Genomic DNA, 13,562 nt, shown 5'->3' on the forward strand with positions numbered 1-13,562 from the left:
TCTGACTTAAACATAACGGATCCCTGCAATCCCATAAGCATGCTGGTTTTGAGCATGGTCTAGATCTTCAGCTTTTATACCGCCTAAGGCAAATACAGGAATCTGTACCTGTTCAGCCATCTGTTTAAATTTTTCCCAGCCTAAAGCTGCGGTATCAGGATGTGTTTCTGTTGCCAGTACCGGGCTGAGTAAAGCTGCTTCACAGCCTATGTTTTCTGCATGTTTTAATGCTTCCAGATCGTGACAGGCTGCAAGATAACGATAGCCACCAGCTAACTCCCCTTTTTGCAGTTGCATCAATTGAGACTGTTTCAGGTGAAGCGTACGAATGGTTTGCTGCTGCAATTCATTCAATTGTGACCAAAGTTCCTGATTAATGATCAATCTGGATAACTGATCGACTGGAATCTGCTGTAACTGGCTAATGTGTTCAGGGCTGGCCATTACTCGCCAATACAGCATCTGGTCTGTTTCCAGATTATTCAGGTGACTCAAGTCTTCAGAAATTTTGATCTTTCTCGGCCATTGCAGCTTTTGAATCATGGCCTGATTGGCTTTAGGAAAATTTAGTTCACTGAGTTCATCCCGGCTATACCAGCGCCAAGGCTGCTTGATTCCAGCTAATTGTTCTGGCTGAACCGAAGCATGGAAAATATGCAGATTGACGATGACATCTTCATATTCATGCGAAATAAAATCAAAAGCCTGCCATTGTTCGATGTCAATTCCGACTTCTTCAATCACTTCACGTCGACATGCCTCTATAGGCAATTCGCCCTGTTCTACTTTTCCGCCTGGAAACTCATATTTATTGCCCTGATGCTGTTTAGCTTCACGCCAACCGACCAGAACCTGAGTTTGATGAAATAAAATAGCGATTGCGACATGAATTGTGGTTTTAGACATAATGTTCTGAACTATTGAAGTTTTACAGATTGTAAGCAAATTAGAGTTTTTTATAAATGCAGCAATTATTCGTTGACAGATCTATTCGATAATGATTATCATTTAAATCAATCCAAAACACACCACGGAGTCGACGGAATGAACGCACCATTTAGCCTATTTACCCGCAATAATGATACTCAGCATGCGCTACCGATGTTGCATTCGAACAATTTATTTGCGCTAGGACGAGAAATCCGGATCATGCATGCGGGTGAAGAATACCGTCTACGTTTGACTCGTAACAATCGTCTCATCCTGACTAAGTAATTTAAATACTCCAAAAATAATAAACGTGGGAACAGGCAGTATGAATCAGCGCATACTGCTTTTTTTAATTGCTATATCTAATATCTTTATTCTTCAGATTGAAAAATTAATGAAACTTTAAGCCCACCCAAAACTGACGGCGCATAATCAATCTTGGCCGTATGTAACTGCATAATCTTTTGACAAATCGACAATCCCAAACCTGAACCTTGTGTTCGCGTGCCCAAGGCGCGGTAAAAACGCTCACCTAAACGTTGAACAACTTCTTCCTGAATTCCCTCTCCCGAATTTTCAATCATAAGTTGTAGATTCTGACCTTCAACTATCGTCCTGATTTCGACCTGTCCCTGCATCGGCGTGTAACGAATGGCATTATCAACCAGATTGCGGATACAGCTAAAAATCAGCTCTGCATTTGCTTCAATCACTGCATCTTCAAGTTTTAAGTTCCAGTGGATCTCTTTTTCCTGAGCAAAAGGTTGTAAAGCTTGTAAGACCTCCTGAACCAATACTTTAAGATTCACCTGCTGTTTGGGCAACTGCTCTGCATGTTCTGGATCAAGCCGAGCCAATAGCAGTAAGTTTTCCAGAATCTGCGTTCCGCGGTTGACGTCATTCTGAATCATCTGTAACGCTTGCCTAAGTTGAGCATCTTCCTGATATTTACGTTTCAGCACCTGTAAACGCATTTGAATGGCAGACAATGGGGAACGCAACTCATGTGAAGCATCGGCAGTAAAACGTTGCTCGGCAGCCAATGACTTTCCCAGCCTGCTCAACATGGCATTCAGCTGACGGATAATCGGTTGCAATTCAGTAATCTCAGGATCAGGACTTTGAACCGGAGTGAGATCCTGTGCAGATTTAGAACCGATTTCTCGGGAAATTTTATTTAAAGGTCTTAATTGCCGCTTAATGGCAAAACGTAAAATCAGCCACTGTAATATCCATAGGATAAATAAAATCCCGGCGAAACCTAAAGTCGTTTGCCAAAGCTCATCAAAGCGTACCGAAAGCGGTTGTACCACTTTCACTTTCAAGTCTTGATCTTCAGCAATCAGGATGCGAATAAAATGACCATTTTCATAATCAAAGTGAAATCCATTTTTCTGTGCAAGTGGTATCTCATTAATCAGTTCATCATCAATTGAAGTGGTCAGTACCTGCTGATTCAGTAGTAAGGCATATTGAATATCAAACTGCTCACTGATTTCATCAACCTGCGTATTTTTGGCCTGGTTAACATCTCCCAGAAGTAACTCTGAAATTTCCTCCATCAGGTCATCATGCAGATCAATCGCCTGATAGCTGGAAATTCCCAATAACAGCAGCCACGCCAGAAATCCTGCCAGTATGGAACTGAACATGGCATGTTGAATCAGCCGACTTTGCAGGGAAATGGGTGCCTTCATATGGAGGCCTCGGGTTTATGCATCCGGTAGCCCAAGCCACGAATGGTTTTAATCATCTGACTGCCAATTTTTTTACGTAGCTGATAAATAAAGACTTCAATCGCATTGCTTTCGATTTCATCTCCCCAGGCATAGAGTGATTCCTCCAGCTGCTCCCGGGTAATGATATGTTCTGGTTTTTGCATCAGCTTATATAAAATCTGGAATTCTTTTGCAGTCAGATTAATGCTCTGTCCCGCCTTCATTACGGTCTTGGCCTGAGTATCCAGACTAAGATCCTGCCATTCCAGGATATGATTTGGCGTTTGCTGTTTTTGTCTGAGCTGGGCACGTACGCGAGCGGAAAGTTCTTCCAGACTGAAAGGTTTTACCAGATAATCATTGGCCCCCAGATCGAGTCCTGCAACCCGATCATGAATACTGTCCTTGGCGGTGATAAATATAACGGGCGTATCTTTCTGTTTATTGCGCAAGCTTTTAAGAATGTCATCTCCAGTTGCATTCGGCAGGCCACGATCCAGCAAAATACAGTCATACTGATGCTGTTCAATCGCCAGAATGGCATGATCCCCACGATCAACCCGATCAATTACATAACCGTCCATTTCCAGCCAAGTTTGAATACTTTCCGCCTGAGATTCATCATCCTCTGCCAAAAGAATACGCATGTTATGCTCCGCTTATTTTATCTTTCTATCATGCCTTGAAAAAGTTCCAGACTCAAAAAAACCACATGCTTTTTGGTAACTTGCATGTGGTTTTTTGTTGCTGTCTTCAGATTCAGTTCAGGAAATCATGCTGGAATTAGAACTGAACTTGGTCGACATCAATTTCAACACGTTTCGCAGGTTTATAGTCAATGTCTACTTCACCAATGATTACCACAGGTGTTTTAGCTGATACAGGTTTACCCTGCCAAAGTTCATCATCAATTTCGACAGTAATGGTGCCAGTATTATCGCGGAACTGGTATTTTTCATCACCGACAGCTTTTACCACATAACCTTTCAGCTGAACCTTGCTGTCATCTTTCATGGTCAATGCTTGCTTAACTGTAGTCGTTTTAGCAAATGCAGCCTGATTCACCGCAGTTTCACTACTCGCAACTGCGACAGTCCCAATTGAACCCATTAATGCTGCTGCTAAAACAGTATTCATCATCATTTTCATTGCAGTTACCTCTTTTTAAAGTCTTGCCCTGTTTCGATAATGCTATTAAAACAGCCGAAGATGAATTGAATCTTAAGATCGCTTCATCTTTAGAATTAATTTAATGGCACAACTCTTAAAACCTCTTCAAGCGTGGTGACCCCTTCCAGAATCTTGCGAGCACCGGCAATCCGTAAAGGTTCTACCCCTTCTTTTTTTGCCTGCTGACGTAACTGATTCAGGTTAGCATCCGCTCCGATCAATTGCTTGGTGGTCAGGCTAAGCGGCATAAACTCATAAATCCCGATTCGGCCTTTATAACCGGTATGGCGACACTCTTCACAACCGACTGCTTTAAAAACAAATTCCGGACGTGGTAAAGGATAGTCCACTGCCAGATGTTGCCATTCCTGCTCATCCAGAAAACTCTCCTGCTTGCAGTGTGGGCATAGCTTACGCACCAGACGTTGGGCCAGAACCCCCAGGATAGTCGCTGCTGTTAAAAATGGTTGTACGCCCAGATCATGCAAACGGGTCAGACTCGACGGCGCATCATTGGTATGCAAGGTAGAAAGTACCAAGTGACCGGTTAATGCTGCCTGAATCGCCATATTGGCCGTATCTTGGTCACGAATCTCGCCGACCATAATAATGTCAGGATCCTGACGCATCAGTGCACGTACACCATCTGCAAAGCCCAGTTCAATTCCGTTATTGACCTGCATCTGGTTAAAGCTTGGTTCCAGCATCTCGATCGGATCTTCAATCGTGCAGACATTCACCTGCTCAGTCGCAAGCTGCTTTAAAGTGGAATACAGTGTGGTGGTTTTACCAGAACCGGTCGGTCCGGTGACCAAAATAATACCGTGACTATGGCTGGTCAGATTATTCCAGTCATTGAGCAGATGCCCTTCGAAACCGAGCTGCTGAAAACTTCTGACCAGAACTTCTGGGTCAAAGATACGCATTACCAGCTTTTCACCAAATGCGGTAGGTAAGGTCGATAAACGCAGTTCAGTTTCCTGCCCTTTTGGAGTCCGAGTTTTTAAACGACCATCCTGTGGTTTACGTTTTTCTGCCACATTCATCCGGCCCAGAATCTTGATTCGGGAAATGACTGCGGTCAAGGTATTGGCTGGCATGTTATAGATGGTATGCAATACTCCATCAATCCGGAAACGGATCTTGCCGGTGTCTTTGCGCGGTTCCATATGAATATCACTGGCACCCTGCTCAAAGGCAAATTGCAGCACCCAGTCTACCAGTTTCACGATATGCTGGTCATTGGCATCCGGATTCTGTGAATCACCCAGTTGCAGTAAGGCTTCTACGCCTTTATTTTCCCGGTCATAAGCAGATGATTTTTGTGAGCCACTGACTGCACGACTCACCTGATAATATTCAACAATATAACGCTGGAGCTGTTCCGGATTGAGCAATACCCGTTCAATTTTTTTTGGTGCAATATTCTGTTCGAGGTTTGAGACCCATTCAGTTTTATAAGGCTGATCTGTAGCAATCAGAACTTTATCTGGTTGAATTTCTACTGCCAGAATACGGTTACGCAATGCATATTCCTGTGACATAACATTGGTCAAGGCCTGCACATCAGCTTTGAGCGGATCGATAATATAGAACATTAAACCGGTTTTTTCTGCCAGCCACTGGCATAAGCGGTTGAGTGTCAAAGTACTTTGAGGATGGGACTGATCAACCAGACTAAAGTGCGCGATCCATTGCAAGGGATGCCATTTTATTTGTTCACGCTGACGATGTGTGGTCTGAACTCGCATCCGGTCACGTTCAGTTATTTTTCCGTCTTTTAAAAGCTGATCCAAACACCAGCCTGTATCAATTTCAAAATCGAATTTCATGATTGATGGTCCCCAAAACTGCCTCCACTATAACAAGTTTTTCCTGTTTTTCGCATTCCATCGCGACTTCTCAAACTAGAAAGCGGGTTTATCTTTCATGAACATTAAGCACATCACTTGGGTTTGAGTTCATAACCTTTTTCTGCTTGTCGATGTATCAATTTTTCGCCTATATTTCAATCAGGATATTTTATTCAATCGCTGAGGCCAGGTATGGATTTAAGCGTGGTTCCCTTAAGTGAAAGTAGTTCCTTTCATGAGTTGCTTACTATACTGACTGCTGCCTTAGGATGTGGTTTGCTAATCGGACTGGAACGTGAACGGCACAAACAGCGTGAAGAACAGGCCAGTTTTGCCGGGCTACGCTCTTTTGCGATCTGTGCTTTATTAGGCGCATTGTGCTTTTTATTCGGAATGGCAATGGGTCTGGCCGGTGCACTCATTATTGGCGGCATCGTCATTTTTTCTATCCGAAACCAGATAGAAGATCCGGGAATTACCACTGAATTGGCCTTTATCATGACCTATTTCATAGGGGCGATTTGTTTATGGAATATTCCTCTGGCTGCAGGGCTAGCAGTTCTGATCACGATAATTTTAATGGCCAAACACTCTATGCATAATATTGCCGGACAGTGGATTACTGAGGCTGAATTTAGGGATGGATTACTATTATTAGCCTTGATTCTGATTGGTTTACCGCTAACCCCTGACCAGCCTTTATGGGGTGAAGTGCTGAACCCTTATCTGATTTTAAAATTAGTAACTCTAATACTGGTAGTTCAAGCTTTGGCACATATCGCTAAACGTTTCTTTTCAACTAAAAATGCTTTGATGCTGTCTTCAATTGCTTCAGGTTTTGTTTCCAGTACCGCAACTATTGCTCAACTGGGGATACAGGTGCGCAAAGGTGAAATGGATGCAAAATCCAATGCTGGCGCTGCCCTGATGTCATGCATTTCGACACTGGTTCTATTATTTATTGTAGTGGGAGGCGTTTCCTGGGATTGGCTAAAAATTCTTCTTCTACCGTCGTTGGTCGCTATGGTTATTCTGGCTGCATGTGCATTTATATTATTACATAAAGCCGAACCAGCCAAAAATCAGGAGTCTCCGGAATCTTCTGACAGTAAAATGTTTAGTCTCAAGGAAGCTGTGATTATCGCTGCCGCATTAACCCTGATTCAGGCTGGCGTTTATGGATTGGAAATATTACTGGGCAATGCTGGTCTTCTGGCGGGTACTTTATTTGCGTCCTTATTTGAAATTCATGCCGCAATGGCCAGTGTGGTCATTCAAGGAGATCCATCCAATACCCGGCTGATCTATGCCCTGCTTTTAGGGCTGGGCGCACATGCTGTAGCCAAGTCAGTCAATGCTGCTGTAACAGGTGGTTTCAAATTTTCCCTGTACTTTGCGCCAGTACAGATTTTGCATATGGCGGTGTTGATTGGTATTTTGTGGTGGATGACATTTTGATTGTTAAGTATATTTAAATAGTTAATTTTTATATATTTTGCAAATTTAATTTTGATATTTATTCGCTATAATTAGTCTGCTTTATTTTAAAAAACAATTTTATTACTACGATTTTTTATAGGGATTTTTATGAAATTTAAGAATTTATCACTCGCAGTTTTTAGTGCATTCATGCTAAGTGCTTGTGGTGGGGGCTCCTCTTCTTCTGATTCAAACCCTGGAACTGGAACTGGAACTGGAACTGGAACTGGAACTGGAACTGGAACTGGAAATACTACAACAAATGATTCCGAATGGTCTGCCTATTCTCCTTCATATTTTACTGGCTCCGATTATTTATTCGACAAACTCACTTTTACGAGTAAAGGAGATACGCAGTATGTCCGTGTAGACTATTTAAGCAACCTAAAAGATATGGAAAATCTTGATATAAATGAACTGTATATTTTTGGTGATTACTTAACCAATGAAGGTCTGTACGAATTAGAGTTAAATAAAGATCCTGAATTAGGCTATAAAATTGGATCACTTCTAAAAAACTCGGTGACTGAGAAAACTTATATTCCATCCTCTAAAATTGGACATACAGGCCTTCAATTAACTGAAAAATATGAGTTAGTCGATCTATCTGGTAAACCATTGATTGAATACATAGACACTCATCTGTATCTAGTCTCTTCCGAACCCAAGCTAAATAATTATGGGGATTTCGGACAACTCTATCTTTCAAAACTTAAAGGCAAGACATTTCCAAGTGGCTCAAAATGCTTAAGAGGATTAAGTTTATCTTCGAGCAAAGACTTCATTATGATGTATCAAAATCCATACGATACTTTTGATAGTTTCCCAGACATATTCTCTGACGGATATAAAACTATAAACTTAGGTGGATATAACGCTTTCATCTCGAATTCAATTTACCCAAATGAATATGTTAGTGCCCTTGTGCAAGTTGATAATAAATATCGAATGGGTGAATACAATAAATCAGGTACCTATTACTCTTTAAATAAAGAAATTGAAATTGAAAGACAAATTTTAAAAGAACTTAAGTCTGACAACCTTACAGATGCAGAGGATATTTTAGAACAAGAGTTATATATTCAATCTTTACAAAAAGAATGTACTGTTTTCAACTCTACTGCTAGTCAAGAAATTGATAAATATCGTAAATTGAAGTAAAAATATGACTAGAGATAAGCGTATATAAGATACGCTTATCTTAGTTTCTTCAATCACAATTCAGTATATTCTATTTCTGATATATAAACAGATAACTCTCTTACCAAAAACCTCACATCTAAATCCGCAAACTTCATTCCATAAACCCGTTCCTCATCATCCTGATAAGCAGGTCTCGGATCCAAAGAGAGAACTTTTTCGAGTTCTTGCAGTATTTGTGGAGAAACTTTTCCCTTACTCATGAACTGCTGTTTTTGCTGCTCCGCCTCTTCTGTCCAAATTACCGATTTACGTTGTGGCTCATCCTGTGCATAACCACTTTGTGCCTCAATCACGGCATCTGAATACTGAATATAGGGTTTAATGTCTATAATCGGCGTTCCATCTAACAGGTCACTTCCTGTGACATAAACCCGGACATTTTTACCGACTTTTTCGATACGATTTAATTTCACGACTGATAAACCAATGGGTGCAGGACGGTACATACTACGTGTAGCAAATACACCTATTTTCTTGTTACCACCTAAACGGGGTGGACGAACCTGCGGACGAAATTGCTGGCTCTGCTGATTTTTATTATCATGAAACTGCCAGACTAACCAGAGATGACTAAACTCTTCGATGCCTTCAAATGCGAGTAAATCATTATATGGACCGGTCATTTCAATATAGCTTTCAACCTGTACCAAATTAGGCTGACGCGGGATGCCAAACTTTTCTTTATAGGGAGAATGCATATAGCCAATAATCGGCAGAGTGAGTTCGGTCATAATCACTTTTTTTGATAAGCTCAATTAAATATATTCAGTTTATAGAGAATGAATTTAGATTAGAATAGCAACCTGTTCTAATTTGATAACTTATTGAGACCTTTAATGGCTGCTTTTAACGTCGAAAAGATTACTCACGTCCACCATTGGAATGACACTTTATTCTCTTTTAAAACGACTCGTGACACTGCATTACGTTTTAAAAACGGTCAGTTTGTGATGATCGGCCTTGAGGTCAATGGCAAGCCTTTAATGCGTGCGTATTCAATCGCAAGTGCAAACTATGAAGAAGAGCTAGAGTTTTTCTCTATTAAAGTGCCAGATGGTCCTCTTACTTCTATTCTACAAAAAGTTAAAGTTGGCGACGAAATCCTGGTTTCTAAAAAACCTACAGGTACGCTGGTTCTTGATGATTTAAACCCAGGTAAAAACCTGTACCTGCTTTCTTCGGGTACTGGCCTTGCACCATTCCTTTCTGTGATTCGTGATCCAGAAACTTATGAACGTTTCGAAAAAATCATCGTCGTTCACGGTACACGTTTCATTTCAGAACTGGCTTATCAAGATTTGATTTTGAATGAAATTCCAAACCATGAATTCTTCGGTGAATTGGGCGCTAAAGAAAAATTAGTGTATTACCCAACTGTTACTCGTGAAGAGTTCCATACTCAAGGTCGTGTAACCACTGCGATTGAATCTGGTCAATTATTCGAGAAAATCGGTCTGCCACGTTTCAACCCTGAAACTGACCGTGCAATGCTTTGTGGTTCTCCTGCATTCCTGGACGACGTTGCTGCGCTTCTGGATCAACATGGTCTGAAAGAATCTCCACGTATGGGGGTTCTGGGCGATTACGTAATTGAACGTGCATTCGTTGAAAAATAAACTGCAAAAATTCTTTTGCAATCCTAAAACGCATGCTTTAAGCATGCGTTTTTTATATTCCATAAGTCTTAATTTAAAAGAATTAACCCAAGCTATTCTTGACTTAAAATTTCTTATAATTAGGACACTTAGAAAAACACAATTGTTTAAAACAATAAAATAAATGATAAATATCAATACTCACATTATATTTTTTAGTCAAAAATTCCTTCTTAAATGTTAGAATATGTAACTGTAATTGATTTCTCCTGAGGATTTATCCTCGCTAAAGACTTAGTTACATAAACTCTGTAAACTTTAAATTCGATCCGTTTGGATCCCATTCTCCTGTTTCACCGTTTATGCAACCAAGCCGTTTTTTATAGGCAAGGTATGAGCACTGAACAACCCTCCTCTATCGAGCGTACAGGGTCTAAAGTCTATCGATATTTTGTAGTCGTACTGACTTTACTTGTTGCGCTGTACTTGATCATTCAAGGCGCTAAATTACTCAGCCTCGGTGGTACAAGTTATTATCTCATTGCAGGGATTGCCTATGTTGCAATCGCCATTTTCTATGCGATGAAAAAAGCCCTTGGTTTCTGGCTTTCTATTATTACTTTTATTGCAACCATCCTTTGGGCAATTGCTGAAGTTCAAGGTTTGAGCTTCTGGCAATATATTCCACGTCTGGTGGTTCCAACTATTCTGTTTGTCCTCAGCATGTGGGCAAGCAAAAGCCTGCCAGCACTCAATGCTGCAAAAATCAAAGCTGCCAATCTTGTTGGCTTTGCCGGTTTCTTTGCCTGTGTCGCAGCCCTGATTGCTGCTTTCTTCCCGCACGGCAAAATCCTCAATCCTGTTGATATCGTACAAGACCCTGCTCTGGCTAAACCTAATGCAGAAAACCCGGACAACTGGGAATATTTCGGTCGTAATGGTAACGGTACCCGCTTTGCGCCGTACACTGACATTACCCCTGAAAATGTCAAAGATCTGAAAGTGGCTTGGACTTATCACACTGGTCGTGATACTTCTGCGGGTGTCGATGAAAATACACCAATTCAAATTGGTAGTACTTTATATTCATGTACACCGACTAACATCATTTCAGCAATTGATGGTGACAGTGGTAAAGCACTTTGGAAATATGATCCACATGCAAAAACTGCAGAGCATATCACTTGCCGTGGTGTTGGTTACTATGATGCAACTAAAGACAAATCTTTAACTGCAGCAGACTTACAAGCACCGGGTATTAAAGCTTGTCCACAACGTATCCTGACTTCTACTGTTGATGGCCGTTTAATTGCTTTGAACGCCAAAACAGGTGCTTTATGTCCTGAGTTTGGTGTGAATGGTCAAGTCGATGTCTTGCATGACATGGGCCCAACTGAACAAAGTAAACGTTATCACCCAACCTCGACCCCACTGATTGCGGGTCATGTCGCTGTATTAGGCGGTTGGGTACGTGATATTGTGCATGGTGAACCTTCTGGTGTTGTCCGTGCTTATGACGTTCGTACTGGTCAATTGGCTTGGGCTTGGGATGTCGGTAATCCTGAACTGGTTGGTGAACCTAAAGATGGCAAAGGCTTTACTTTAGAAACACCAAACATGTGGACCATCCCGACTTATGACAAAGACCTGAATCTGGTTTACTTGCCTACAGGTAATGGTCCTCCTGACTACTGGGGCGGCGACCGTAACGGAGCCAAAGAAAAATTTGGCTCTGCCATTGTTGCGGTAAATGCTTTGACTGGTAAAACTGTTTGGTCTTATCAAACTGTTCACCATGATGTCTGGGATTATGACTTGCCGTCACAACCTGTGCTTTACGACATGACTGATGATCATGGCAAAAAAGTGCCTGCGTTGATTCAAACTACCAAAATGGGTCAAATCTTCGTTCTTGACCGCCGTACTGGTAAACCAGTCACTAAAGTTGAAGAACGTCCAGTCGACACCAATGGTGCTGAAGGTGAAAAACTTTCTCCTACCCAACCATTCTCTGTTGGCATGCCACAAATTGGTAATGCGACATTGACTGAACAGGATATGTGGGGCATCTCAACCTTTGACCAACTGGCTTGTCGTATAGACTTTAAAGACTCTGTCTACAACGGTTTATATACTGCACCTGGTGAAAAACCATATATCGAATGGCCTAGCCTGCTCGGTGGCTTCAACTGGGGCGGTATCTCCATTGATGAATCGACTGGTATGATGTATGTCAACGATATGCGTATGCCACTTCGTATGTCATTGGTTCGTAAAGAAGATATGGGTAAATACCATATCTCAACTGACGAAGTACCAGGATTCATGGGTACAGTACGTCCACAATTGGCTGGTCCTTATGCGGGTGTGAAAATTGACATCATGCAGTCTAAACTGGGTGTGCCTTGTAACAAACCTCCATTTGGTACCATGACTGCCATCGACTTGAAATCTAAAAAAGTCGTTTGGGAAGTACCAATGGGTACGGCCAAAGAATTGGGGCCATTAGGTGTTAAAACCCATATGCCAATTCCTTTAGGTATGCCAACACTCGGTGGTCCTACTTCAACTGCTTCTGGTCTGGTGTTCTTCGCAGGTACTCAGGATTATTACCTACGTGCGTTGGATTCAAAAACTGGTAAAGAAGTGTGGAAAGCTGAGCTTCCTGTTGCTGCTGTTGCTGCACCGCTGATTTATAAATCTCCAAAAACTGGCAAACAGTATGTTGTCATCTCTGCAGGTGGTGCAAGCCATTCTAAAGATGTTGGCGACTATATCATTGCCTTTGCTTTACCCGACCAAAAATAATTTTTTAATGGATAAAGAAAAAACCGAAGCTTAGGCTTCGGTTTTTTATATAAAGTGAATCAAAATCACATTAACGATTTGCACCTTCCTGGTTTGCAGAACCAGAACAGCCTGCACCACCACCGATAATAAAACCGCTTTCTGCTTTGCATGAACCGATCATACGGCCATGTGAGTCAAATGTAGTCACTGTTGATGCACAACCAGTTAGTACAATAGTCGCTGCTAATGCAATAAGTGCTGATAATTTCATAATATTCCCCTCTAAGATTTATGGTGCTAAATGAATCTGATTTTGACTTGGTGGTACTGGCAATAAACCTGTCTTGGCATCCACCGTATTGTAGTTCACGCCAATTGCATTGCCTGATCCATTACAATGAGCACTAGCAGTTGAAAGCAGACCACGTGTAGCTTTACATGATCCAATCACCTGACCAGATGCATCATAAGTGACGACCATAGAATTACAGCCAGTCATCAGTACAATAGTTGAAAGTGAAAATAGTTTTATGAAGCTCATTGCTCCCCCTCAAAAACACTAAAAAATTTAAATTGTTTAGTTATATGAATCTTTTCTAAATTTCGCGCATGATTCTTCCTAAATTTATCGCATTTGTAAAGCTTTATTTTTCATCTATTTTTTAGACTTATGGCTAATAAAAAAGCTGCCTGATCAGCCATTGCTGTCCCACAATTTTTCACAAGAGGAAGCTCAAATGAGCTTCCTCTTGTTTTATGGGTATTTTATCGGGTGAAAATAAAGCTTTTAAAGTTCTTCTTTCAAACAAATTCACTTGAATTAT

The 13,562-nt window shown here is 41.3% G+C and carries 13 protein-coding genes; 5 read left to right on the forward strand and 8 right to left on the reverse strand.

Annotated elements, in window-relative coordinates; genetic code table 11:
* Positions 1-6: 6 nt before the first annotated feature.
* The gene (locus FTU46_RS12620; protein ID WP_179993307.1) at positions 7-906 is read right to left on the reverse strand and encodes an NUDIX domain-containing protein; all 900 of its coding nucleotides are present in this window, start codon (positions 904-906) and stop codon (positions 7-9) included.
* Positions 907-1,044: 138 nt separating this feature from the next.
* On the opposite strand from FTU46_RS12620, the gene hemP reads away from it, so the two are divergent.
* Positions 1,045-1,215, forward strand: a complete 171-nt coding sequence (hemP, locus tag FTU46_RS12625) for a hemin uptake protein HemP (RefSeq protein WP_004784247.1) — start codon at positions 1,045-1,047, stop codon at positions 1,213-1,215.
* A gap of 86 nt (positions 1,216-1,301) precedes the next feature.
* On the opposite strand, the gene FTU46_RS12630 is transcribed toward hemP, so the two are convergent.
* The 4 genes from FTU46_RS12630 to FTU46_RS12645 all read right to left on the reverse strand — a co-directional run bounded on the left by FTU46_RS12630 (position 1,302) and on the right by FTU46_RS12645 (position 5,650).
* Positions 1,302-2,627 (reverse strand): HAMP domain-containing sensor histidine kinase, encoded by a 1,326-nt coding sequence (locus tag FTU46_RS12630; RefSeq protein ID WP_180105114.1) that lies wholly within the window; start codon positions 2,625-2,627, stop codon positions 1,302-1,304.
* Entirely contained in the window at positions 2,624-3,295 is a 672-nt protein-coding gene (locus FTU46_RS12635; RefSeq protein WP_034703721.1) for a response regulator transcription factor, read from the reverse strand. The genes FTU46_RS12630 and FTU46_RS12635 overlap by 4 nt, the downstream gene beginning before the upstream one ends.
* 136 nt (positions 3,296-3,431) lie before the next feature.
* Complete coding sequence (locus FTU46_RS12640; RefSeq protein ID WP_034170733.1) at positions 3,432-3,797, reverse strand: NirD/YgiW/YdeI family stress tolerance protein; 366 nt, start codon at positions 3,795-3,797, stop codon at positions 3,432-3,434.
* A 95-nt stretch (positions 3,798-3,892) separates the two neighbouring features.
* Positions 3,893-5,650, reverse strand: coding sequence for a GspE/PulE family protein (locus FTU46_RS12645; RefSeq protein ID WP_180033818.1), 1,758 nt, complete (start codon positions 5,648-5,650; stop codon positions 3,893-3,895).
* A 213-nt stretch (positions 5,651-5,863) separates the two neighbouring features.
* Here FTU46_RS12645 and FTU46_RS12650 point away from each other — a divergent pair, with 213 nt between their 5' ends.
* Both FTU46_RS12650 and FTU46_RS12655 read left to right on the forward strand, forming a co-directional pair.
* Entirely contained in the window at positions 5,864-7,129 is a 1,266-nt protein-coding gene (locus FTU46_RS12650) for an MgtC/SapB family protein (protein WP_180105115.1), read from the forward strand.
* A gap of 129 nt (positions 7,130-7,258) precedes the next feature.
* Positions 7,259-8,311 carry a hypothetical protein gene (locus FTU46_RS12655; RefSeq protein ID WP_180105116.1) on the forward strand — a complete coding sequence of 351 codons (1,053 nt, stop codon included), beginning with the start codon at positions 7,259-7,261 and terminating at the stop codon, positions 8,309-8,311.
* 53 nt (positions 8,312-8,364) lie between these two features.
* Here the strand turns inward: FTU46_RS12655 and tsaA are convergent, their stop codons facing one another.
* Positions 8,365-9,084 carry a tRNA (N6-threonylcarbamoyladenosine(37)-N6)-methyltransferase TrmO gene (tsaA, locus tag FTU46_RS12660; protein ID WP_180105117.1) on the reverse strand — a complete coding sequence of 240 codons (720 nt, stop codon included), beginning with the start codon at positions 9,082-9,084 and terminating at the stop codon, positions 8,365-8,367.
* A 105-nt stretch (positions 9,085-9,189) separates the two neighbouring features.
* On the opposite strand from tsaA, the gene FTU46_RS12665 reads away from it, so the two are divergent.
* Positions 9,190-9,969 carry a ferredoxin--NADP reductase gene (locus tag FTU46_RS12665; RefSeq protein ID WP_005236496.1) on the forward strand — a complete coding sequence of 260 codons (780 nt, stop codon included), beginning with the start codon at positions 9,190-9,192 and terminating at the stop codon, positions 9,967-9,969.
* 372 nt (positions 9,970-10,341) lie between these two features.
* Positions 10,342-12,756: a membrane-bound PQQ-dependent dehydrogenase, glucose/quinate/shikimate family gene (locus FTU46_RS12670; protein ID WP_180105118.1), complete on the forward strand. Its 2,415-nt coding sequence runs from the start codon at positions 10,342-10,344 to the stop codon at positions 12,754-12,756.
* Between the two features lie 70 nt (positions 12,757-12,826).
* Here the strand turns inward: FTU46_RS12670 and FTU46_RS12675 are convergent, their stop codons facing one another.
* Together FTU46_RS12675 and FTU46_RS12680 are read right to left on the reverse strand one after the other, a co-directional pair.
* Positions 12,827-13,009 (reverse strand): hypothetical protein, encoded by a 183-nt coding sequence (locus FTU46_RS12675; protein WP_180105119.1) that lies wholly within the window; start codon positions 13,007-13,009, stop codon positions 12,827-12,829.
* Positions 13,010-13,027: 18 nt separating this feature from the next.
* On the reverse strand, positions 13,028-13,279 hold the full coding sequence (locus tag FTU46_RS12680) for a hypothetical protein (protein ID WP_180105120.1): 252 nt from the start codon (positions 13,277-13,279) through the stop codon (positions 13,028-13,030).
* Positions 13,280-13,562: the final 283 nt, after the last annotated feature.

The organism is Acinetobacter sp. YH12108, from assembly GCF_013419055.1.
Lineage (GTDB): Bacteria > Pseudomonadota > Gammaproteobacteria > Pseudomonadales > Moraxellaceae > Acinetobacter.